General features: G+C 66.1%; 20 protein-coding genes and 1 pseudogene. 12 read left to right on the top strand and 9 right to left on the bottom strand.

The window, feature by feature from the left end; genetic code table 11:
* Nucleotides 1-6 precede the first annotated feature (6 nt).
* Nucleotides 7-855 (bottom strand): sugar phosphate isomerase/epimerase family protein, encoded by an 849-nt coding sequence (locus tag AC1DZQ_RS20455; RefSeq protein WP_476965219.1) that lies wholly within the window; start codon nt 853-855, stop codon nt 7-9.
* Nucleotides 856-1,087: 232 nt separating this feature from the next.
* Here AC1DZQ_RS20455 and AC1DZQ_RS20450 point away from each other — a divergent pair, with 232 nt between their 5' ends.
* Nucleotides 1,088-2,113: a LacI family DNA-binding transcriptional regulator gene (locus tag AC1DZQ_RS20450; protein ID WP_476965218.1), complete on the top strand. Its 1,026-nt coding sequence runs from the start codon at nt 1,088-1,090 to the stop codon at nt 2,111-2,113.
* 227 nt (nt 2,114-2,340) lie between these two features.
* Nucleotides 2,341-3,162 (top strand): ammonia-dependent NAD(+) synthetase, encoded by an 822-nt coding sequence (gene nadE, locus AC1DZQ_RS20445; protein ID WP_476965217.1) that lies wholly within the window; start codon nt 2,341-2,343, stop codon nt 3,160-3,162.
* Between the two features lie 118 nt (nt 3,163-3,280).
* Here the strand turns inward: nadE and AC1DZQ_RS20440 are convergent, their stop codons facing one another.
* Nucleotides 3,281-4,186: an NADP-dependent oxidoreductase gene (locus tag AC1DZQ_RS20440; RefSeq protein ID WP_476965216.1), complete on the bottom strand. Its 906-nt coding sequence runs from the start codon at nt 4,184-4,186 to the stop codon at nt 3,281-3,283.
* Nucleotides 4,187-4,436: 250 nt separating this feature from the next.
* Complete coding sequence (locus AC1DZQ_RS20435; RefSeq protein WP_476965215.1) at nt 4,437-5,219, bottom strand: IclR family transcriptional regulator; 783 nt, start codon at nt 5,217-5,219, stop codon at nt 4,437-4,439.
* Between the two features lie 235 nt (nt 5,220-5,454).
* Between AC1DZQ_RS20435 and AC1DZQ_RS20430 the strand changes: the two genes are divergently transcribed.
* The 3 genes from AC1DZQ_RS20430 to AC1DZQ_RS20420 all read left to right on the top strand — a co-directional run bounded on the left by AC1DZQ_RS20430 (nt 5,455) and on the right by AC1DZQ_RS20420 (nt 8,152).
* Entirely contained in the window at nt 5,455-6,201 is a 747-nt protein-coding gene (locus AC1DZQ_RS20430) for a CoA transferase subunit A (RefSeq protein ID WP_476965214.1), read from the top strand.
* A gap of 77 nt (nt 6,202-6,278) precedes the next feature.
* Nucleotides 6,279-6,965 (top strand): CoA transferase subunit B, encoded by a 687-nt coding sequence (locus tag AC1DZQ_RS20425; protein WP_476965213.1) that lies wholly within the window; start codon nt 6,279-6,281, stop codon nt 6,963-6,965.
* Nucleotides 6,962-8,152, top strand: a complete 1,191-nt coding sequence (locus tag AC1DZQ_RS20420) for an acetyl-CoA acetyltransferase (protein ID WP_476965212.1) — start codon at nt 6,962-6,964, stop codon at nt 8,150-8,152. The genes AC1DZQ_RS20425 and AC1DZQ_RS20420 overlap by 4 nt, the downstream gene beginning before the upstream one ends.
* A 102-nt stretch (nt 8,153-8,254) precedes the next feature.
* On the opposite strand, the gene AC1DZQ_RS20415 is transcribed toward AC1DZQ_RS20420, so the two are convergent.
* Together AC1DZQ_RS20415 and AC1DZQ_RS20410 are read right to left on the bottom strand one after the other, a co-directional pair.
* A complete protein-coding gene (locus AC1DZQ_RS20415; RefSeq protein ID WP_476965211.1) occupies nt 8,255-9,013 on the bottom strand; it encodes an ankyrin repeat domain-containing protein in 759 nt (252 codons plus the stop codon).
* Between the two features lie 11 nt (nt 9,014-9,024).
* Nucleotides 9,025-9,624 carry a GlcG/HbpS family heme-binding protein gene (locus AC1DZQ_RS20410; RefSeq protein WP_476965243.1) on the bottom strand — a complete coding sequence of 200 codons (600 nt, stop codon included), beginning with the start codon at nt 9,622-9,624 and terminating at the stop codon, nt 9,025-9,027.
* Between the two features lie 219 nt (nt 9,625-9,843).
* Here AC1DZQ_RS20410 and AC1DZQ_RS20405 point away from each other — a divergent pair, with 219 nt between their 5' ends.
* The 5 genes from AC1DZQ_RS20405 to AC1DZQ_RS20385 all read left to right on the top strand — a co-directional run bounded on the left by AC1DZQ_RS20405 (nt 9,844) and on the right by AC1DZQ_RS20385 (nt 14,232).
* The gene (locus AC1DZQ_RS20405) at nt 9,844-11,064 is read left to right on the top strand and encodes a sensor histidine kinase (RefSeq protein ID WP_476965210.1); all 1,221 of its coding nucleotides are present in this window, start codon (nt 9,844-9,846) and stop codon (nt 11,062-11,064) included.
* Nucleotides 11,061-11,687 carry a response regulator gene (locus tag AC1DZQ_RS20400; protein ID WP_476965209.1) on the top strand — a complete coding sequence of 209 codons (627 nt, stop codon included), beginning with the start codon at nt 11,061-11,063 and terminating at the stop codon, nt 11,685-11,687. Before AC1DZQ_RS20405 ends, AC1DZQ_RS20400 begins: the two co-directional genes overlap by 4 nt.
* 104 nt (nt 11,688-11,791) lie before the next feature.
* The gene (locus AC1DZQ_RS20395) at nt 11,792-12,847 is read left to right on the top strand and encodes a zinc-dependent alcohol dehydrogenase family protein (protein ID WP_476965208.1); all 1,056 of its coding nucleotides are present in this window, start codon (nt 11,792-11,794) and stop codon (nt 12,845-12,847) included.
* Nucleotides 12,848-12,922: 75 nt separating this feature from the next.
* Nucleotides 12,923-13,375, top strand: coding sequence for an acyl-CoA thioesterase (locus tag AC1DZQ_RS20390; protein ID WP_476965207.1), 453 nt, complete (start codon nt 12,923-12,925; stop codon nt 13,373-13,375).
* Nucleotides 13,372-14,232 (top strand): PaaX family transcriptional regulator, encoded by an 861-nt coding sequence (locus tag AC1DZQ_RS20385; RefSeq protein WP_476965206.1) that lies wholly within the window; start codon nt 13,372-13,374, stop codon nt 14,230-14,232. The genes AC1DZQ_RS20390 and AC1DZQ_RS20385 overlap by 4 nt, the downstream gene beginning before the upstream one ends.
* Nucleotides 14,233-14,421: 189 nt before the next feature.
* Here AC1DZQ_RS20385 and AC1DZQ_RS20380 read toward each other — a convergent pair.
* From AC1DZQ_RS20380 to AC1DZQ_RS20365, 4 genes and pseudogenes are all read right to left on the bottom strand, one after another.
* A pseudogene (locus AC1DZQ_RS20380) lies at nt 14,422-15,795 on the bottom strand (amino acid permease); the annotation flags it as partial.
* Nucleotides 15,796-16,246: 451 nt separating this feature from the next.
* Entirely contained in the window at nt 16,247-17,896 is a 1,650-nt protein-coding gene (locus tag AC1DZQ_RS20375; RefSeq protein WP_476965205.1) for a thiamine pyrophosphate-binding protein, read from the bottom strand.
* 60 nt (nt 17,897-17,956) lie between these two features.
* Entirely contained in the window at nt 17,957-18,928 is a 972-nt protein-coding gene (locus AC1DZQ_RS20370; protein WP_476965204.1) for an aminotransferase class V-fold PLP-dependent enzyme, read from the bottom strand.
* Nucleotides 18,925-19,122 (bottom strand): hypothetical protein, encoded by a 198-nt coding sequence (locus AC1DZQ_RS20365; RefSeq protein WP_476965203.1) that lies wholly within the window; start codon nt 19,120-19,122, stop codon nt 18,925-18,927. The genes AC1DZQ_RS20370 and AC1DZQ_RS20365 overlap by 4 nt, the downstream gene beginning before the upstream one ends.
* 86 nt (nt 19,123-19,208) lie before the next feature.
* On the opposite strand from AC1DZQ_RS20365, the gene AC1DZQ_RS20360 reads away from it, so the two are divergent.
* On the top strand, nt 19,209-19,748 hold the full coding sequence (locus AC1DZQ_RS20360; RefSeq protein WP_476965202.1) for a cupin domain-containing protein: 540 nt from the start codon (nt 19,209-19,211) through the stop codon (nt 19,746-19,748).
* 193 nt (nt 19,749-19,941) lie between these two features.
* Complete coding sequence (locus tag AC1DZQ_RS20355; protein ID WP_476965242.1) at nt 19,942-20,697, top strand: cyclase family protein; 756 nt, start codon at nt 19,942-19,944, stop codon at nt 20,695-20,697.
* Nucleotides 20,698-20,825 lie beyond the last annotated feature (128 nt).

Raw genomic sequence — 20,825 nt, 5'->3', positions numbered from 1 at the left:
GATCGATTAGACGAGCTCGATCTGGTTTTTCGCGGCCAGCGCGGCGAAGGCCCGGGCCGCAGTGCCGAAGGCCGCCGGGCCCGAGAAGCCGCCCAGCTCGTGGGCGCTGGCCAGGTGGGGTTCCAGCGAGGCGAAACCGGCGTACCCGTCCGCCTTGAGGGCGGCGATCGTGGCGTCGAGTTCGCCATCGCCCTCGCCGGAGGGAACCACTTCCCCGGTGGTGGCGAGCGCGTCCTTGACCTGGAAGTACTCGAGGTAGGGGCGCAGCATGGCGTAGCCCTCGGTATAGGGCTTGACGCCCACCTGGACGAAGTTGGCGTTGTCCCACGCGATGCGGAGCGCTGGCGAGTTCACGGACTCCATGATGTCCAGCACGCGCTGCGGCGTATCGCCGTAGATGCCCTTTTCGTTTTCATGCAGGAGCACGACGCCGGCTTCCGCGGCGAGCGCGGCAAGGGCGCCCATGCGGACCAGGACGTCCTCGCGGATGTCTTCCGCGCTGAGGTCTTCCGCCCGGAAGAAGGAGAAGATGCGGACGTATTTGGTATCCAGTCCCTTGGCCACTGAGATGATTTGGCGCAGCCGTGCCATTTCATGCTCGACCGGCAGGCTTACATCCACTTTGCCGATGGGGCTGGCCACGGCCGAGACCTTGAGGCCCTTTTCATCCAGGATTTCCTTGAGCCGGGCAACCTGCCCGGGCTCCAGCTCGGAGACGTTAGTCCCCCAGGCACTGCGCACCTCGATATGGCTTGCGCCCAGCGCCAGCAGCACGGCGGCCTGGACTGCCGGGTCCGGATCTATCTCGTCGCCGAAGCCTGAAAGCGACCAGACTGCGGTTGGTGTTTTGCTCACGCGGATCTCCTGGGTTTCGCGGCCGCCGCGGGCAGCTTCCGGCTCCGGCGCGGTGACGCGGTTCACAAACGGTGTACGCCCCAGTCTAGACAGCACCGCAGCTAAATGACAACCGATTGCCAAACTCTGACAATCTGTGGCATTCTTTGCTGACCGGTCCCGTGGCGGCAATCACAGCCCGGCGACCGCCCCGGCCACCACGGCCCGGCCACCACGTTCAGAGAGGAGCGCCGTGGCTACGACGCAACCAGCAGCAGTGGACCGCCCGGCCACCATCCATGACATCGCCGCCCTCTGCGGTGTGGCGGCCTCCACGGTTTCGCGCGCGCTGTCAACGCCGGACCGCGTCAACATCAGGACGCGGCAGCGGATCGAGGCGGCCGCGGCCCAGCTGCACTACACGCCCAACAGCCAGGCGAAGGCGCTGAGTTCCGGCCGCACGGGCGCAGTGGGAGTCCTAGTTCCCGATATCACCAACCCGTTCTACTTCGACCTGATCAGGGGCGCCCAGCTCCAGCTCAAGGCGGCCGGGTATACCCAACTGCTGGTGGACACGGAAGAATCCGACGAGGTGGAGGCCAGCACCGTGGAGCAGCTGCGCAAGAGCGCCGACGGCATCATCGTTGCCGCATCCAGGCTCAGCGACGAAGCCCTGCTGGACGCGGCGGCGAAGATGCCCATGGTCGCCATCAATCGTGACGTGCCCGGCGTTCCCGCGGTCCTGATCGACACCCCGTCCGCCACCAGCCAGGCGCTGGACCACCTGATTTCGCTGGGACACACGCGGGTGGCCTACGTGGCCGGTCCGGCGACGTCGCAGTCCAGCGAACAGCGGTGGACCGCGTTGTCCGTGGCAGCAGAGGAGCGCGGCGTGGAGGTTTGCCGGCTGGGGCCGTTCGCCCCCAAGACGCAGTCCGGCGCGGCGGCCGCGGACGCCGCCGTACACAGTGGAGTCACCGCCTGCCTCGCGTTCAACGACCTCATCGCGATCGGCATGCTCCAGCGCCTTCGCGAACGCGGCATCCGCGTCCCGCAGGACATGAGCATTGTGGGCTGCGACGACATCTTTGGCGCCGACTTCTGCAATCCGCCGCTTTCCACCATGGCCTCACCGATCGAACAGGCCGGCCGCGTGGCGGTGTCCATGCTGCTGGCCCAGCTGAACCCGCTGGCCGGCGGCGGCATCCGAAGCCGGTCCGTGATGCCCACCCATCTCACGGTCCGGGGCTCCACCGGCCCGGTGCGGCCGGCTTTGTGATGGCGGGGTGTGGTTTCCGCTGCGCCGCCTGGCGAGCGCTGCGCAGAATACCTTGCGCTAGGGGTATCCGCGCAGCGCAGAGTATTTCGCGCAGCGCCAGTGGTTGTGCGCAGCGCAGAGTATTTTACGCAACGCCAGTCGTTGTACGCCGCGCCAGTAGTTGTGCGCAGCGCCATGCTGACGGACACAGTTGAGCGTTGTTGACAGCGCTGGCTAGGCTGTGAGGCATGCGTGAACTCCAGGCGAAGATCATCGAGGAAATGGGCGTGCAGCCCCGGATCGACCCCGCCGGGGAGGTGCGCAAGCGCGTGGCGTTCCTCAAGGAATACCTGACGGCCACCCACACCAAGGGTTTCGTCCTGGGCATCTCGGGCGGCCTGGACTCTTCCCTGGCCGGTCGCCTGGCCCAGCTGGCGGTCGAGGAACTCGAGGCCGAGGGCACCGAGGCGAATTTCGTGGCCGTGCGGCTTCCCTACGGCGTCCAGCACGACGAGGACGACGCCCAGGCTGCCCTGGACTTCGTGCGCGCCAAGACCGAATGGACGTTCAACATCTCGGCCGCGGTGGACGGCTTCGAGGACGAATTCCAGAAGACCGTGGGCACGGAGATCTCCGATTTCCACAAGGGCAACACGAAGGCCCGGACCCGGATGATCGCCCAGTACGCCCTGGCCGGCGAGCACAACTACCTGGTGATCGGCACGGATCACGGCGCCGAATCCGTCACCGGATTCTTCACCAAGTTCGGCGACGGGGGCGCGGACATCCTGCCGCTGTTCGGCCTCAACAAGCGCCAGAACCGCGCGCTGCTGGCTGAACTCGGCGCCCCGGCCCGGATCTGGGAAAAGATCCCGACGGCGGATCTCCTGGACGGCAAGCCTGGCCGCACCGACGAGGACGAACTCGGTCTGGGCTACGACGTGATCGATGACTACCTCGAGGGCCGCGATGTGCCGGATGCCGCGGCCGAACGGATCGAGTCGATGTACCTGCGGACCCGGCACAAGCGCACGGTGCCCGTGACGATTTTCGACACCTGGTGGAAATAGCCTGAGCCGGGAGCCCCGGGGCCGGGCTGCAGGCCGAAAAGGGGCACTTTTTCACCGTGGCTGAGCCTTTTCGGCCTCAACGACCGGCGTGTGTCAAAGTGCCCCACGACAGCCTTCTTTACGGGATCAGCACGAGCTTGCCCCGGACATGCCCAGCGCGGCTGATGCCCAGCGCCCGGGCCGCATCGGTGAGGGGAATCCGCTCCTGGATGCTGAAGCGGAGCTTTCCATCGGCCGACAGCCGGGCCGCCTCCGCAACACGTCCGTCCAGCAGCCTGACCGGTGCAAATCCGGCGGCGTTGGCCTCTTTTCCAGGCATAGTGGTCACCGCGGCGCCGTGGCCGCCGAGCAACTCGACCGTCGCCGTCGTCGTCTCCTCCCCTCCAAAGGTGTCCACGACGGCGGTGATGGTGCCCAGGGAGCGGACGCGTTCCACGAGCCCTTCGCCATAGGCCACAGGCTCGGCGCCGAGGCCGCGCAAATAGTCATGATTCTGCTCTGATGCGGTGCCGATGACCCGGGCGCCGAGGTGCCGCGCGACCTGGACTGCCGCCGAGCCGACCCCGCCCGCTGCGCCGTGGATGAGGACCGTGTCCCCCACGCCAATGCCAAGCTGGACCAGCGCCGAATACGCTGTGCCGCCAGCTATCGCGACGCACGCCGCCTGCTCAAAATCGATGCCCGCGGGCTTTGGCGTCAGCTGGCTGGCCGGAAGATTGGCCACGGCGCGGTAGCCTCCGGAAATGCCGTTCCAGATGACCTCGTCGCCCACCTCGTACCCGGTCACGCCGTGGCCGACGGCGGTCACTGTTCCAGCCGCCTCACAGCCGGGAACTGCAGGGAAGTCCAGGGGAAGGTACCGCTCCAGGTAGCCGGCAACGATTTTCCAGTCCATCGGGTTGACGGCGACGGCGCGGATTCCCACCTGGACCTCGCTCTCCCCCGGAGCCGGCAGTTCCTCCTCGCCCGCAGTGAGGACGTCCGGGCTGCCATAGTGATCGAAAGAGATTTTGATGTTTTTCATGAGGCTGCGCTCCTTCGGCTCGACGCGATCGTGAGCTGTGCTGCCAGCTTCTGGCACAACTGGCGCCTGCGCAAGAGCCTCGCGACCAGGTGAACTGTCCGAGGTAGCCTGAGCCGAACCGGGGCACTTTGAGCCCTGGCTGAACCGTTTCGGCCTCAATTGCCGGCGTGTCCGCGTCAAAGTGCCCCACGACGGCCGGGCACGACGGGGCGCCGGGTGCCGCCGTCGAAATTCAGGTCCCCGGCGAGGGTCAGGCGCCTGGCGAGCGGGTCAGCAGCGTCGAGATCCGGTGGGCCTCGTCCATAAGCAGCCTGCCCAGCTGCGGGCGCCGGTCTTCCCGGAAGCGCGGCTCGATGCCGGTCAGCGACAGCGCCCAGGCGGGGCGCCCCCGCTGGTCGAAGACCGCCGCACCCATCCCCCAACTGCCTTCCAGGACCAGCCCCGGATTGACCGCATAACCGGCCCGCCGCGTCGCTTCCAGGTTCTCCCTGACCCGGGCTTCGGTGTGCGCGGCCGCAAAGCTGCCGGCATGGGCTGCCCAGTTTCCGAGCAGCTCGTCCTGCTCTTGTGCCGGCAGGAAGGCCATGATGGCCGTGCCGGCGGAGGCGACGCCGAGCGGGAACCGCACGCCCTCGTGCAGCACGAAGGAACGGACCGGGAAGCTGCCTTCCTCCCGGAGCAGGCACACGGTTTCGTTGCCGCGGCGGATGGAGAAGAACGCGCTTTCGCCGGTCTCTTCGGCGAGGCGGCGCAGGCTCGGCCTCGCGATGTCCTCCAGGGGGAAGCGCGCCGAGGCCACGGACCCCAGCAGCAGGATCTCCGGGCCCAGGACCCAGTTGCCGCTGCCCGGATCCTGGTCCAGCAGCCCCTCGGCCGCCAAGGAGCTCAGCAGCCGGTGCACGGTGGGGCGCGTCAGCCCCGATTCACGCACGAGCTCCACCAGCGGGCAGCCCTCCGGCTTCCTGCCGACCAGGCGCAGCAGGCCGGCTGCCCGGCTGACCACCTGGGCGCCCTGGACGGGTGTCGCATTCATCTCTTGCCTCTTCTCGGACCGGACCTGACCAATGCTTTTACACAATTTTCCGCATCAATTGTCCACATAATGGATAGTCGTAAGCGTAGCGTCCACACTATAAACTTCGCCAGTTCGCACGGAAACTTCGCATTGACAGTGGTCTGCGACACACCATAGGCTCCTTCTTCAGACAAGGAGTCCACAAAGTGGATTGCCGGAGTGGACAGCAAGAAGAGCTCAACGAGGAGATGCAATGTCAAAGGTGAAATCCGGGGCGGCGGCCGCTCTGCAGGACGTACTGCGGGACGGCATGACGCTCGCCGTCGGCGGTTTCGGCCTCAGCGGGATCCCCGCTGACCTGATCGAGGCCGTGCGGGACTCCGGGGTGAAGAATCTGACGGTCGTCTCCAACAACATGGGCGTGGACGGCAAGGGCCTCGGCGTACTGATCGAGGGCGGCCAGGTCCGCAAGGTCATCGCGTCCTACGTCGGGGAAAACAAGCTCTTCGCCGAGCAGTACCTCGCCGGCCAGCTGGAGGTGGAGTTCACCCCGCAGGGCACCCTCGCCGAGCGGCTGCGCGCCGGCGGCGCCGGCATCCCGGCGTTCTACACGAAGACCGGCGTGGGCACGCTCGTCGCCGAAGGCAAGCCGCTGGCGGAGTTCGACGGCGAGACCTATGTCCAGGAACGCGCCATCAAGGCCGATGTCGCGCTGGTCCACGCCCACACGGCCGACACAGACGGCAACCTGATCTACCGGTACACCGCCCAGAACTTCAATCCGGTGGTGGCTACGGCGGGCGCCGTGACGGTCGCCGAAGCCGAAGTGATCGTCGAGCCCGGCCAGCTGGACCCGAACCACATCGTCACCCCCGGAGTGTTCGTCCAGCGCCTGGTCCGGGCCAGCGGCCGCGTCAAGGACATCGAGCAGCGGACCGTCCGCGCCCGTCCCGAAGCGGAAGTAGAACGTGCGCACGCCGCGTCCGCCTTCACCGTCTAATCCGGCCTGAGCGCCGCCCACCCCGAGCGCGCCAGCATTGGCGCCCGCCCTTCCCCCACTTTTCGAGGAGAACCACCATGGCCTGGACCCGAGATGAAATGGCCGCAATCGCGGCCGAAGAACTGAACGACGGCGACTACGTCAACCTTGGCATCGGCATCCCCACGCTGGTGGCCAACAACCTGCCCGACGGCGTCCGCGTTGTCCTGCAGAGCGAGAACGGCCTGCTCGGCATGGGCCCATTCCCCTACGAGGGCGAGGAAGACGCGGACCTCATCAACGCCGGCAAGCAGACCGTCACGGTCCTGCCCGGCGGCAGCATCTTCGACTCCGCGACCTCCTTCGGCATGATCCGCGGCGGCCACGTGAAGGTCGCGATCCTGGGCGCCATGCAGGTCTCCGGGAACGGCGACCTCGCCAACTGGACCATCCCCGGCAAGATGGTCAAGGGCATGGGCGGCGCCATGGACCTCGTGGCCGGCACCCCGCGCGTCGTGGTCCTGACGGAGCACAACGCCAAGGACGGCACCGCCAAGATCGTCAAGGAATGCACGCTGCCGCTCACCGGGCTCAGCTGCGTGGACCGCATCATCAGCGACCTCGCGGTCTTCGACCTTGAAAAGGTCGACGGCGTTCGGCGGCTCACGCTCACCCGCCTCGCCCCGGGTGTCACCGTGGACGAAATCCGCGAGAAAACCGAGGCCGCGTTCGACGTCGCTCCCTCCCTCGACGCAACCCCCACCCTGGAAGGAGCTCCGGCATGAGCCTGCGCGAACAGTTCGGCAAAGATGTCCTGCTGACCGGGTGGGGACACAGCCGCTTCGGCAAGCTGACGGACGAGACCCTCGAGTCCCTGATCGTGCAGGTCGCCACGGAGGCGATCGGGAATGCCGGGATCGAGGCCGGCCAGATCGATGAAATCTACCTGGGCCAGTTCAACTCCGGCATGATGCCGCTGGCCTTCCCGTCCTCCCTCGCACTGCAGGTCTCGGACCAGCTCGCCAACGTCCCGTCCACCCGGGTCGAGAACGCGTGCGCCTCCGGTTCGGCCGCGTTCCAGCAGGGCACCAAATCCCTGCTGGCCGGCACCGCAAAGACCGTCCTGGTGATCGGGGCCGAGAAGATGACCCAGGCCGGGGCCGACGTCGTGGGCGCTGCCCTGCTCGGCGCGGACTACGACATGGCCGGCAAGGCCTCCACCACAGGGTTCACAGGGCTCTTTGCCGAGGTCGCAAAGCACTACGGGAAGCGCTACGGCTCCGGCAGTCTCGGCGACGTCCTGGGCACCATCGCAGCGAAGAACCACCGCAACGGCGTCGACAACCCCTACGCCCAGCTCCGCAAGGACCTCGGCGAGGAGTTCTGCCGCACCGCCTCGGACAAGAACCCGATGGTGGCCGATCCGCTGCGCCGCACCGACTGCTCCCCCGTGTCCGACGGCGCCGCCGCCGTCGTCCTCAGCGTTGCCCCGACCGGCGGCGCCACCGCGCCGGTGCGGCTCGCCGGCTTCGGCCAGGCGAACGACTTCTTCCCGGCCGAGCGCCGGGACCCCACCGAATTCGCCGCCACGCGCGCCTCCTGGCAGCGGGCCCTGGGGATGGCCGGCGTCGGGCTGGAGGAGCTCGACTTCGCGGAAGTCCACGACTGCTTCACCATCGCCGAGCTGCTCATGTACGAGGCCATGGGACTGACCGAACGCGGCCAGGGCGCCCGGGCGCTCGAGGAAGGCTGGGTTTTCAAGGACGGCAAGCTGCCGGTCAACGTCTCGGGCGGGCTCAAGGCCAAGGGCCACCCCGTCGGCGCCACCGGCGTCTCCCAGCACGTCATCGCCGCCATGCAGCTCACGGGGACGGCCGGCGACATGCAGCTGGCCAACCCGCGCCGGGCCGCGGTGCAGAACATGGGCGGCGTGGGCATCGCCAACTACGTCAGCGTGCTCGAAGCCGTCTGAGGGCAAAGGGCCGCGGATCCTCCCCACGTTTGACGCACTTCACCGGCGTGTTCCGGCCTGCAAGGCAGACCGGGATCGCGAAGGTGGGGAGGTTCCGCACCGTCACCGCGGCTGGTCCCGCCCCCGGATCAGGCCCGCGATCTCCGCAAACCCCAGCCGTTCCGCGTTCTCCAGGGCTGTGCGGCCCTGGGGGTCGCGGATGTTGGGGTCCGCGCCGGCGTCGAGGAGCTGGCGCACAACCTCCTGCTGTTGGGGACCCCCGTTGTTGAGCAGGATGGCTTCCTGCATGGCTGTCCAGCCCAGGTTGTTGACGTGGTTCACGGGCACGCCCGCAGCGATGAGGATCCGTACGGTGTCCACGTGCCCGTGTTCGCTGGCGGGGATCAGCGCGGTTCCGCCGTAGCGGTTGGTGCTCCGCACGTCCGCACCGGCGGCCAAGGTCAGCTGGAGCACCTCGTTGAACCCCTCTGCCCCGGCGTAGAGGAATGCCGAGTCCTGGATGGCGTCCTTAGCGTTGACGTTGCCCCCGGCCCGGATGAGCTCCGCCACAGCGCCGGCATCGTTGGCTTTCGCGGCCCGGATCAGTCTCTGGTCGAGGTCAGCCTGCGCCTCAGGGGACAAGGCGGGACTGGTACTGGCGGACGGCGCCGTCGCCGCCGATGGCGGACTTGCCGCCGGCGCCGTCGGCGCTTCGGGTGCAACAGGCGCCGAGAGCGTTGACGACGCGGACGACGGCGGTGTCTGCAACGGGCCGGGGTCCCCGGCCGGCTGGCAGGATGCCAGGCAGACAGCCAGGACTGACGTGGCGATGAATGCCACGGATACCTGCCGCGCCCGCCGCCATGTCCTGAACCGCTTCATGAACCCAGAGCCTACTTCGAGGCCCCGGCAGCGATGGCCTCGGCGCCGGCAGTTGCGCACGCTTCATCCAGCATGCCGTCCGGGGCGCCGCCCACGCCGATCCCGGCCACGGAGGCCCCGTTGACCTTGAGCGGGACTCCGCCGGCCAGGAAAAGGGTGCCGGGAAGGTCCGCGATGCTGGGTCCGTTGCCGTTAATGCGTTTGGCAAGTTCGCTGGTGGGCGTGCCGAAGGCGGCAGCCGTATAGGCCTTCTGCTGCGCCGCTTCAATGGTGTGCTCGGCAGCATTGTCGCCCCGGAGCAAGACCTGCACGGTCCCGAACCTGTCCACCAGGGCCACCGTGACGAACGGCAGCTTGTCCGCCTGGCACTTGGCGAGGGCGGCCTTGACCGCGTCCGCGGAGGCACCGACGCTGATCCGGTTCTGGGCAACCACAGTTTCGGGAACCGGCTGGACATCGACGGCGGGAACAGCGACGGCGGGAACAGCGGCGGCGGGAGCGGCCGCCGCCGCAGGAGCCACGGCTGACGTGCCGGCGTTGGCCGCGGCCGTCAGACCGCCCGTCAGGAGCAGCGCTCCGGCGGCAGCGGAAGCGGCGATTTTCTTGGACATCTTCACGAGTACTCCTTGGAATCAGGTTCTGGGGACTGCCCGGATTCGTGCCCCGGGCCTTGAATCCATGCTTCCGCTCAGGACCCGGCAGGGCATCGGGCGTTAGTCTGCCGCGGCCTCCCCCATCGGGCTGGACGTATCAGCCAAAAGGCGGAGAGACCAGTAACGGCGCGGGTCATAGCATGGTGGGTAGCACTCCTCCACCGGAACCGGACCCCCATGCCCTCCTCTCCACCAGCCCAACCCACGCCGCCGGGCCCCGCACCGGGCCCCGCACCCGTTCCGCACAACACCGCGGCCGGAAGCCGCCCGCTGGGCCGGATTGACGCCGTCGTCCATCTTGGATTTGCCGTTCTGTTGGTGGCGTCGGCGGTCCGCTACGTGATGCGGCACAGCCCCGCGGACAACCTGTGGGTGCTGGCCCTGGCCGCGGCGGTGTGTTCGCTGTACGCCGTGATCGCCGTCCTCGCGCAGCGGCGCCGGCCGTGGGCGGTGTGGATGTTCGCCTTGGTGGCGCTTTGGGCGGTGCTGGTGATCGTGGCGCCAAGCTTCGCGTGGTGCTCGTTCGCGCTGTTCTTCCTGTGCCGGACTGCCTTCAGCGGCCGTGTGGCGTACCTGGCGGGAGGCGCGACGGCGGCGGCCACCGCCGTCGGGCTGTTCCGCCTCAGCGGCGGCAGCGATATTGCCATGCTCCTGGGACCGCTGGCCGTCGGCGTCATGCTGACGCTGATCTACGACCGCATCGAGCAGGACGCCGCCGAGCAGCGCCGGCTGCACGCCGAGGTGTCGCTGGCCCAGGGCCGGCTGGCGGCCAGCGAGCGCAGGGCCGGCACGGTCGAGGAGCGCGAGCGGGTGTCCCGGGAAATCCACGACACCGTGACGCAGGGCTTGGCCAGCAGCCTCCTCCTTTTGGAAGCCGCGAACAGGTCATGGCCCAGCACGGCGGCGCGCGAGGACGTCCTTAACGCCAGCGGAATGCTGCGCCGGAACCTGGCGGACACACGCAGCCTGGTCCACGAGCTCGCCTCCCCCGGGCTGGACACTGCACCGCTGCCGGATGCCCTGCTTCAGGCGGCGTCCCAGTACGTCCCGGGCGTGCGCCTGCTGGTCACGGGCCAGCCGCGCCCTGTCCCCGCGGATGTCCGGCACGCGCTGCTCCGCGTGGTGCAGAGCGCTGCGGCCAACACCAAGCTTCACGCAGCGGCGGCCAGCGCCACGGTGACGCTGGGCTTCCTGCCCGGCGCCGTCACCCTGGATGTTTACGACGACGGCGCCGGCTTCGACCCGCAGTCGCTGGCACCGCCGTCGGACGCCGGAGGCTACGGGCTCCGGGCCATGCGCCAGCGGGTGGAACGGCTGGGCGGCGTGTTCTCGGTGGAAAGCACCCCCGGCGAAGGAACCATCGTGGCCGCGCAACTGCCAACTGCGGAGGAACAGTGAATCCGATTACCGTGCTGCTGGTGGACGACCATCTGGTGGTCCGCAGCGGGCTCCGGGCGCTGCTGGGAACGCAGCCCGATATACAGGTCGTGGCCGAGGCGGCCTCCGGCGAGGAGGCCCTGGTCCAGCTGGAGCAGCTCGGCCCGGCCGTGGTGGTGATGGACCTCGCCATGGGGCCGGGCATGGACGGCATCGAGGCCATCAAACAGCTGCGCCGCCGCAACAGCAGGCAGGCCGTACTGGTGTTTACCACCTACGATTCGGATGCTGACATTGTCCGCGCCGTTGACGCCGGCGCCATGGGCTACCTCCTGAAGGATGCCGCGCCGGAGGAGATATTCGCCGCGATCCGAGGGGCGGTCCAAGGCAAGAGCGTGATGAGCGCTCCGGTGGCGTCGCGGCTCTTCCAGCAGCTGCGGAACCCGGACGAGATCCTGACGCCGCGCGAAGCGGAGCTGCTGAGCCTGCTGATCGAAGGCCGCAGCAACCGTGAGCTCGGCCAGCGGCTGTTCATCTCCGAGGCCACGGTGAAGACGCACCTGGCGCACATTTACGCCAAGCTCGGAGTGGAAACCCGGGCCGCTGCGATCGCCACCGCGATCCGGCGCGAGGGAATGCGCTAGCGGCTGCCCTCCGCCTGGGCGCCGGTCACGGCTCCAAACGGTCAGCCTCGCAGGGAGGACTAAACTCGTTCCCAGCCCATCCACCACAAATGCGAGGAGCACCCATGCGCGCCACCATCATCCACGGCCCCGGCGACATCCGAGTCGAAGACCGCGACTACCCCACCCTCCAGCTGCCCACCGACGTCATCGTGAAGGTCACCGCCTCCTGCGTCTGCGGCTCGGATCTGTGGCCCTACCGCGGGGTCAAGCCCACCCACAAGCCGTCCGCGATCGGACACGAGTTCATCGGAACGGTCGAGAGCATCGGCGAAGATATCAAAGACCTCGCCGTGGGCGACCTCGTGATCGCGCCGTTCGTGGTCAGCTGCGGCGCGTGCCCCCAGTGCCTCGACGGCGTCACGGTCGCCTGCGACCGCCTCGCCGGCTGGGGCGGCAAGGATGACACCGGCCACGGGATCGACGGCGGCCAGGGCCAGGCGGTCCGCGTACCGCTCGCCGAGTCCACCCTGGTCAAGGTTCCGGGCGTCACCGATCCGGACGATGCCCTCCGCGCCAGCCTGCTGACGCTCTCCGACGTCATGGCCACCGGACACCACGCGGCCCTCGCCGCCAAGGCCGGCCCCGGCCGGACGGTCGTGGTGGTCGGCGACGGCGCCGTCGGCCTCTGCGGCGTCCTCGCCGCCAAACGCCTCGGCGCGGAGCGGATCATCGCCATGTCCCGGCACGCCGACCGCCAGGCGATCGCCCGCGAATTCGGGGCCACGGACATCGTCGCCGAACGCGGCGACGAGGGCGTCGCCAAGGTCCGCGAACTGCTCGGCGGAGTGCTGGCCGACTCCGTGCTGGAATGCGTGGGAACCAAGGAATCCATGGAGCAGGCCCTGCACAGCGTCCGCCCGGGCGGCGCCCTGGGCTTCGTCGGCGTCCCCACCGGCGGCGCCGAGGCCCCGCTGCGCTTCCTGTTCGACACCAACATCACGATCGGCGGCGGCATGGCCCCGGCCCGGACGTACATCCCGGAACTGCTGGCCGACGTGCTGGACGGCACCATCAATCCGGGCCGGGTGTTCGACTCGGTCATGCCGCTGGAGGAGGCGCCCGAGGCCTACCGTGCCATGGACGAACGGCGCGCCATCAAGGTCCTGCTGACCCCCTAGCCGATGTGCTGCCGCCGGGCGCTGAGAATCGCGCGTTGTGAACGTTCGTCAGAGGATCGCCATAGAATAAAAAGCATGAGCGAACTCAATGAGCGGACCAGCGCCCGGCCGCCGCAGGCAGGTGCTTCACGCGCCAGCATTGAGCGCACCGTCGAGTGGGTGGACACCGACGCCTCCGGCCACCAACACAATTCGGCCATCATGCGCTGGGCAGAATCCGCCGAGGCCGAGCTGTTCCGCCAGCTGGACCTACCCGAGTACTTTCCATCGGCTCCCCGAGTGCACCAGTCGATCAATTTCCGCGCCAAGCTGTGGTTCGGCCAACGCGTCACCACCACGCTCTGGGTTCAGGCCATGGGCGCCACGTCCATGACGTTGGGCTTCGAGGTCGTCGCCGACCCGCTGGGCGAGCACGACGGCGGCCTCGCCGCCGACGGCACGTTTGTCACCGCCTACGTCCCGGCCGGCGGAAGCGCTTCCGCCCCCTGGCCGGAGCGCTTCCGGGCAGCCATCAAGGCCGCAGCATGATTCCCATTCCCGAACCCCACGTTCGGCACCAGCAACTGATCATTACCCTCTACGGCCTGTATAGCCGGGAATCCGGGGACGCCCTGGCAGTCTCCGCGCTGATCGAAATGCTGGGCGATCTTGGCTACGACGCACCAGGGGTGCGGTCCTCGGTGTCCCGGCTAAAAGCCAAGGGAGTTCTGAAGAGCGTCAAAGCCGGAAACGTAGCCAAGTATGAGCTTGCGGCTAACGTGGCAGAGGTGTTCCGCGAAGGGGACGAGCGTATCTTCTCGCCGACCCCCGCCAAAGACGATGAAGGCTGGGTACTGGCCATCTTCTCTGTCCCCGAGTCGATGCGCAGCCGCCGCCATCAGCTGCGCACGGTGCTCTCGGGCTTCGGTTTTGGCTTCATGGCATCAGGGGTGTGGATCGCGCCCTTGTCAGCGCTGGAGCGAACGAAGAAACAGCTCGACGTGCTCGGGCTGAGCCAGTTCGTGGATTTCTTTCGAGGCGACTACATTGCCGACGGCACCATACGAGCCAAGGTCGCCGAATGGTGGGACCTGGCCGATCTTGATGATCAATTTGGCCAGTTTCTCGGCCTCTACGGCGATGGAGTCGAACAATGGACCTCCCTGCTCGGCGACGACCCGGAACGAGCGCTCGCTGAATCAACTCCGGAGATCTGGCATGCTGCGTTCCGCTACTACATTCCCATGCTCACCATCTGGCGGCGGTTCCCGTACAAGGACCCTAACCTTCCGCCGGAATACCTGCCGGATGGATGGAAGGGTCTGGCCGCCCGGGAGGCATTCCTGGAAGTCCACCGGCTTATTGCCCCACTGGCGGCAGCCCACGCCCGTCACTTGATGTCCTGACCCGGACACGTTGGTGGCATGACGAAGGCCCCCCGTGAACAGCGAACAACGGTCGTTGCAACTCCCAAAGTCTGGGTGTTGCAACGACCGCTAGAACTCGCCCTGTCCACTGGGGGCCTTCCTGGTTCACGGCCAGGAACTAGGTGTGGCTAGTGTGCACCTTCTGCGATCGGCTCAAGGTCCGAGTCAGGCGAACCGGCGTTGGTCCGCGCGATTTCCTCCTGCAGGGGATCGTAACGATCGCCTCCGGCTTTTGTCCGCTTGTCGACGAAGTAGAACGCGACCAGCAGCAAGGCGAAGAACGGCACACCTGCCATCCACGTCCAGGTCAGGCCATCGATGAACATCGTTGACACCAGAACGGTTGTCAGGAACAGGATCGCCAGCACGGTGGTGACGGGCGCACCCTTCAGCCGTGCCGGTGACTTCGGGAGATTGTGACGGGCCCGAACAATGCGGAATCGCATATGGGTGATCAGGATCAGGATCCAGACAACCAGGGCGCCGAAGACCGAGATTCCGAAGAGTGCCAGGTACGCGGTGTCCGCGGCCACCACCGAGATAATCGCTGCCAGCAGCAAACCCACTGAGCTCAGGATCAACGCCGCGGCCGGGGCACCGCCCTTGGTCAACTTCCCTGTCCATTTCGGCGCATACCGGTGCGCCGCCAGGGAATGAAGCATGCGGGACGTGAGGTAGAGGTTGGCGTTGGCGGAGGACAGCGCCGCGGTCAGGACGACAAAGTTCATGATGGTTGCGGCGGCCGGGATGCCGGCTGCCGCAAAGACCAAGACGCGGGCTGGCGCGGATGTTGCTGCCGACCTGGGCTGTGGCAGTCCACGGCACCACGGCCAGGACGATCGTGATGGCAATGACGTAGAACAGTGCCAGACGCAATGCCATTGACCTGGTGGCCCGGACCACGTCACGCGTCGGGTTTTCGGACTCTGCGGCAGTCACCGAAACAACTTCGGTACCGATGAAACTAAAGATCACAAAGACCATGGCCAGCAATAGGCCTTGGACTCCGTTGGGCATGAAGCCGCCGTTGGAGACCAGATTGTCAACGCCGACGGGAGGCCGGCTGGGAAGGCCGAAGAAGATCAGTGCAATGCCCAGAAGGATGAAGGCCACAATGGCGCTGACCTTGATCATGGAGAACCAGTATTCGACTTTTCCAAACAGTTTTACGGCCGCCGCGTTAACGCCAAGGATCGCGATGGAGAAGACAACCGTGGTGAGCCAAAGGGGAATTTCCGGCCACCAGAACCTGACGAAGATTCCGGCGGCAATAACTTCGCCGCCAATGGCAATGCACTGAATGGCCCAGTAAGTCCACCGCACGACGAAGCCGGCCCACCGGCCAACGTAGGAGTGGGCCAGGACGCCAAATGCTCCGGCGGTGGGGTGAACCACGACCATTTCGGCAAGCGCCCACGCGATGACGAGCGCGACCAGTCCGCCCACCACATAGGCAATGATTGTTGATGGACCGGCCTGTGAGATGGCAAGCCCGGAGCCCAGGAACAGCCCCGTTCCAATTGCTCCGCCCAAACCAATCATGCTGAGCTGGCGGCCAGTCAGCCTGCGCTGCAGACCATGGGTGTTCGCTTCCAAGGGAGCCGATGTTTCGCGTACCGTCATGACGTTTTTCCTCCTTGTTTCTAGGGAAATCTTGGGAATGCAGTGCTTTATTCGCTATCGGCCGGTTTGCGGCAGCGCGGCCCCTCAGTTTGTTGCTGCGCGGCCGTTGGACCTGGAATAGCCAGGTTGTCTCAGATTGAGAAATGGAGGGCGGAACCGGACTCTGCCACAGTCCACTACTCCGGCTTCCCTCCCGGCTACAAACCGGATGGGTCTTGCTGGGATTTGCCGGAATCAGGCTCCCTTTATTCGGTGATTCCTACATCGAATACAACGGGGTGTGAGCCACGCAACACACTTTATATCACTAATTGAACGATCGTAAGAGATTGCGCATATGACTTTCATTGGCGGGTGCGCGGCGTGGAACTTAGTGCCCCTGAAACGCTTCGGCAAGCCACCATGCGCCGCCATCGGATGCGATCTTCGCATCGATGACCAGCGGGGCGTCCTGCAGTCCCGCCAGCCAGTCCCTGACGGGGCTCAGATCGGCGACTGATCGAACAGTCAGCGCCGTTGCGCCGTAGCCGCGGGCAATGGAGGCAATGTCTGTTTGCGGGAACGTCACAGACTCCAGGTCGACGCCCTCCGGCCCGAAATGGTGCACTTCCGCACCGTATGCGTTGTCGTTGTAGACGACGATAACGAGCGGCATCTTGAGCCTGACGGCGGTCTCAAGTTCGGAGATTCCCATCAGGAAACCGCCGTCCCCGACACCCAGTACCGGTAGTCGGTCCGACTGGGCCAGCGCGGCACCTATGGCCGTGGACAGGCCCAACCCAATCGACTGGAAGGCTTGGGTGAAGCAAAACCCAAATTCATCCGGAACACGCAGATAGGTGCTGGGATAGCCCATGAAGTTTCCTGAGTCGATGGAGACAACACGGTTTTCCGGCAACAGGTCATCCAATTCCCTGGTCAGCACGCGGGGATCGATGGTCGTCGATGTGGAGACGTCCTCGGTTTCGACGTCCCGCCATTTCGACTGGTCCTTGATCCGGGCAGCGTTGGCATCCGTTCGGTAACCCTCCCTGGCGGGCCCGCGCCCCTTCAACAGTTCCAGGACTGCCTTTGCGGTCTCGTGGATGTCGCCAACGACACCGAGATCTATGGGGCGGTTCGCGCCGAGGGCAGAATCTTCAAGATCGACCTGCACGACGACGGTGTCGTCGCCGATGAGCCTGCCATGGCGCATGGTCCACATGTTCAGCGCGCAGCCCCACCCGACGATCAGGTCGGCATCGCGAATAAACTCGGCCGCTGCCGGGGACGAGAATCCGCCCGAGATGCCCAGCGAAAACTCTTGGCCCTCAAACAACCCATTCGCCACCGCCGATGTCGCCACCAGCGCACCGGCCTGTTGGGCCAGCGCCAGCACGGCCGGCCCGGCACGGCGGGCGCCCCGGCCGGCAACGAACACGGGACGCTGGGCGGCGGCAAGGAGATTTGCCAGGTCCGCCACGGCGTGCGCATTCGGCCGGACTGCCTGCGGCGCCGGCAGCGGCGCAACAGTCTTGGACGCCGTGGCCGGCGCAGGCTGGGCTTGCACATCCAGCGGCAGGTTCAGCACGACCGTCCGCCGCTCATTGACGGCCGTCCGGTACGCGCGCACTGTGTCAGACACGGCCGTTTCCGCAGAGTGCACCCGCTCCGCCACGGCGCCAACGCTGCGCGCGATGGCGTCCTGGTCAATCTTGAAGTTGGAGCGAATCGCTGACCCGGCGCTGTCGGCGGCGAGCACAATCAACGGCGTCCGGCTCTTGGCCGACTCGGCAATGCCCGTCATGGCATTCGTCAACCCGCACCCCTGGTGGGTGGAAACAAGCGCCAGCGTGTCGGACATGCGTGAGTAGGCGTCGGCCATCGTGACGGCGCCGCCCTCATGGCGCGCGGCAATGAAGGGCACGCCATTGCTTCGCAGTGCGTTCGTCACCGCCATATTGCCGCTGCCGACGACGCCGAACGCGTGTCCAACACCGAGTTGGGCCAAGGTTTGGCCCACTAATTCTGCGATATTCAAGCTATTTCTCCGTTGAAATGGTCTTGTTTGCGGATTCTGGTGACGGTCCGGACTGCGCGCCTACAGCGAGCGGTATTCCGTCAGAGCCTGGATGGCCGTATCGATGTCCGCGTCCGTCGTGTAGTAGTGCAGGGACATGCGCAACAGTTCGCCTCGCGGGGCCGTCATGATGTGACGATCGTGTAGCCATGTGCCAAGCACGACTGGGTCAGCATCGAAAACGGCCACCTGCGGGCCGTGGCGGTCGCTGTTATCGGATCGGCTGACCTTGAAGCCGGCGGCCACGGCACCGGCAGCCAACTTGTCAGCAAGCCGCATGACGTGGGCAAAGCCGGCAACCTGGTCGACCTGCTCCAGCAGCCCAAGGCCGGCCACAGCAGCGTAGGCGGCTGGAATGGCCGGGGTCCCGACTTCGAAGCGGCGCGCATCCTGGGGGTAATCCACCAGTTCCGGGTCAAAGGCGAAGGGATTCACCCGGCCGAACCAGCCGGTGAGTTCCGGTTCGCGCTCCGAGTCGATGCCGTCCTTGACGTAGAGGAAGGCGATGCCGGCAAGACCAAGCATGTACTTGAGCGAGCCTGCGACCAGGTAGTCGCAGTCCAGCGCCTTCACGTCGATCGGGACCACGCCGGCACCCTGATATGCGTCAACAAACATGCGGGCCCCGTTCTGGCGGGCAAGCGCGGTGATTTCGGCCAGCGGCGGCCGGGCACCGTCGTGGTAGCTAACCAGCGGGGCTGAGACCAGGGCAGTCGACTCGTCGATAGCGTTGGCCCACGCTTCAACTTCCAACGCCTCAAAACGGTCGGAGACCATCTTGATCTTGGCGCCCTGGACCTGCTGGGCGCGGAGCACATGGCCCACGGAGGGGAATTCCAGGGCGGACGTGACAATGCCTGTCCGGTTGTTCCAAGCGAAGCTCGAGGCCACCTGGTAGGCGCCCTCGGAGGCGGAATTGATGATGGCAATCTCACTGGGGTCGGCGTTGATGAAACGCGCAAAACGTGCGCGGGCATCCTCCACTTTGTTCACCCACAGCCCCACGGCGCCCCAGAGTTCTGCAGCGAGCCGGCGATGTCGAGCAGGCTGTAAGTTAATTGAGCCGACAGGGCGCCCTGGCTGCAGCTGGCCAAGTGGGTCATGTTGGCCAGCGGCGGGAAGTTCCGCCGGAAGTCGGTCGGATCGAAGACCTGACCATCATGTGCCGGATTTTTGTTCGTCGTCATGAGGAGACCATATACACTGTCTTTAGTGTGGTCAATAGATATTTGGTGCCACTAAAGATAACTTCAGCGATCCCGAAAGGAACACCATGGATGGCCTGCGCATACGCGAGTTGCGGACGGAGCAAGGGATGACGCTGTCTCAACTGGCCAGTCAGTCCAGTCTTTCCGAGGGGACAATCAGCCAGGTTGAGCGTGGTCTAACCGACCCGAGCCTCGAAACGCTGCGAAAAATCTCCCGGGTCCTGAACGTGCCGCTGTTCCAGCTCTTCAACCAGGATGAGGCCCCCAGCAGGTTGACCGTCCTCCGAAAAGGCAGCCAGGTCCAAATAACGTCCCCCGCCACGAGCATCACCTACCTTCGACAGTCGGCCGGCTATGGCCAGCTCGAAGTCCTGCGTGGAACCCTCGCGCCGGGAGGCGCGTCGAACGTGGAGCCGTGGAGCCATCCCGCAGAAGAGTGTGTCGTCGTTATCTCCGGCTTGCTGGAAATCGAAATTCAGGGCGAACGTATTTCTTTGGAGTCGGGCGACAGCTGCCACTTTGATTCGACCCTGCCCCACCGCTTGCTCAACACGAGTGACGAGCCAACGGTGTTCATTACCGCCGTGACGCCGCCGAGCTACTAGCGCCCGCAACGGGCCGGCGCCGCGGAAGGTGGCGTGATGCGTCCATTGACGGGGCGGGTACTGCTGGGTAGTGTGGGCAAAATTCGACGCATGGCAAATTGGTGACGATCGTCAAAAACTGTGTTCAACCTTTAGAAGGGCAGTACTCGTGACTACGACAGATGCAACCCGATTGGGTGAGGCTTTGCGGGCAATGGCGCATGGGGACATTGAAATCATCGATCTCACTGCTCCGCTGAGCAGCAGCACGCCCGCATTGCGCCTTCCGGCACCGTTTGCCAGCCTCATTGACTTCAGCCTCGATGAGGTCAGCGCGTACAACGAGCCTGGCCCCTTCTGGCGCCATAACAATATTCACACCGGCGAGCATATTGGCACCCACCTTGACGCGCCCATCCACTGGGCGACCGGCAAGGATGGTCTGGACGTGTCTGAAATTCCGGTGCAGCGGCTCATGGGCCCGGCCGTCGTCTTGGATTTCAGCGAGGAAGTGGCCAACGATGCCGACTTCCTGCTGGAAATCTCCCACGTCAGGTCGTGGGAAGCCCAGCACGGGGCCTTGCCCGACCATGCCTGGGTGCTCTTCAGGACCGGTTGGGACAAATATTCAAGGAACGAGGAGGAGTTCCTGAATGTGGACGCGTCAGGGTCGCACACGCCCGGCGTGTCCGCCGAGTGCGCACAATGGCTCGCCGAGGAAACCAATATCACCGGGTTTGGCGTCGAAACCGTAGGAATCGACGCCGGAAACGGCGTGGCTCTTGACCCCCCGTTCCCGGCGCACCACTTCCTGCTCGGCAACGACAAGTACGGCATCACTTCACTTCAGAACCTGGACAAGCTGCCCGCCGTCGGCGCCGCCCTGATCGTGTGCCCCTTGCCGATTGTTGGCGGAACCGGAAGCCCGGCCCGGGTGTTGGCTCTCGTGGACAGGACAGCCGAAGCCTAGCCGGGCCGCCTCGAACCTTCGTTACGGCCATGGTGCCATCCTGGCAGCAGCCTGAACGACGGCCTTGAACAACGGAAGCGGCGCCCCAGTCCCCGACTGATGGCGCCGCTCCCGTTGTCCTTCGCGCG

Source organism: Arthrobacter sp. P1_C12_2, from assembly GCF_056406415.1.
Note: the sequence above shows the minus strand (reverse complement) of the source record. Positions and strands in the feature narration are given on the sequence as shown.

Excerpts from the sequence above, each read along its gene's own strand:
- nadE (WP_476965217.1), top strand. The coding sequence starts at position 2,341 with ATGCGTGAACTCCAGGCGAAGATCATCGAGGAAATGGGCGTGCAGCCC.
- AC1DZQ_RS20440 (WP_476965216.1), bottom strand. The coding sequence starts at position 4,186 with ATGAAAAACATCAAAATCTCTTTCGATCACTATGGCAGCCCGGACGTC.
- AC1DZQ_RS20435 (WP_476965215.1), bottom strand. The coding sequence starts at position 5,219 with ATGAATGCGACACCCGTCCAGGGCGCCCAGGTGGTCAGCCGGGCAGCC.
- AC1DZQ_RS20430 (WP_476965214.1), top strand. The coding sequence starts at position 5,455 with ATGTCAAAGGTGAAATCCGGGGCGGCGGCCGCTCTGCAGGACGTACTG.
- AC1DZQ_RS20425 (WP_476965213.1), top strand. The coding sequence starts at position 6,279 with ATGGCCTGGACCCGAGATGAAATGGCCGCAATCGCGGCCGAAGAACTG.
- AC1DZQ_RS20420 (WP_476965212.1), top strand. The coding sequence starts at position 6,962 with ATGAGCCTGCGCGAACAGTTCGGCAAAGATGTCCTGCTGACCGGGTGG.
- AC1DZQ_RS20415 (WP_476965211.1), bottom strand. The coding sequence starts at position 9,013 with ATGAAGCGGTTCAGGACATGGCGGCGGGCGCGGCAGGTATCCGTGGCA.
- AC1DZQ_RS20410 (WP_476965243.1), bottom strand. The coding sequence starts at position 9,624 with ATGTCCAAGAAAATCGCCGCTTCCGCTGCCGCCGGAGCGCTGCTCCTG.
- AC1DZQ_RS20405 (WP_476965210.1), top strand. The coding sequence starts at position 9,844 with ATGCCCTCCTCTCCACCAGCCCAACCCACGCCGCCGGGCCCCGCACCG.
- AC1DZQ_RS20395 (WP_476965208.1), top strand. The coding sequence starts at position 11,792 with ATGCGCGCCACCATCATCCACGGCCCCGGCGACATCCGAGTCGAAGAC.
- AC1DZQ_RS20390 (WP_476965207.1), top strand. The coding sequence starts at position 12,923 with ATGAGCGAACTCAATGAGCGGACCAGCGCCCGGCCGCCGCAGGCAGGT.
- AC1DZQ_RS20385 (WP_476965206.1), top strand. The coding sequence starts at position 13,372 with ATGATTCCCATTCCCGAACCCCACGTTCGGCACCAGCAACTGATCATT.
- AC1DZQ_RS20365 (WP_476965203.1), bottom strand. The coding sequence starts at position 19,122 with ATGACGACGAACAAAAATCCGGCACATGATGGTCAGGTCTTCGATCCG.
- AC1DZQ_RS20360 (WP_476965202.1), top strand. The coding sequence starts at position 19,209 with ATGGATGGCCTGCGCATACGCGAGTTGCGGACGGAGCAAGGGATGACG.
- AC1DZQ_RS20355 (WP_476965242.1), top strand. The coding sequence starts at position 19,942 with ATGGCGCATGGGGACATTGAAATCATCGATCTCACTGCTCCGCTGAGC.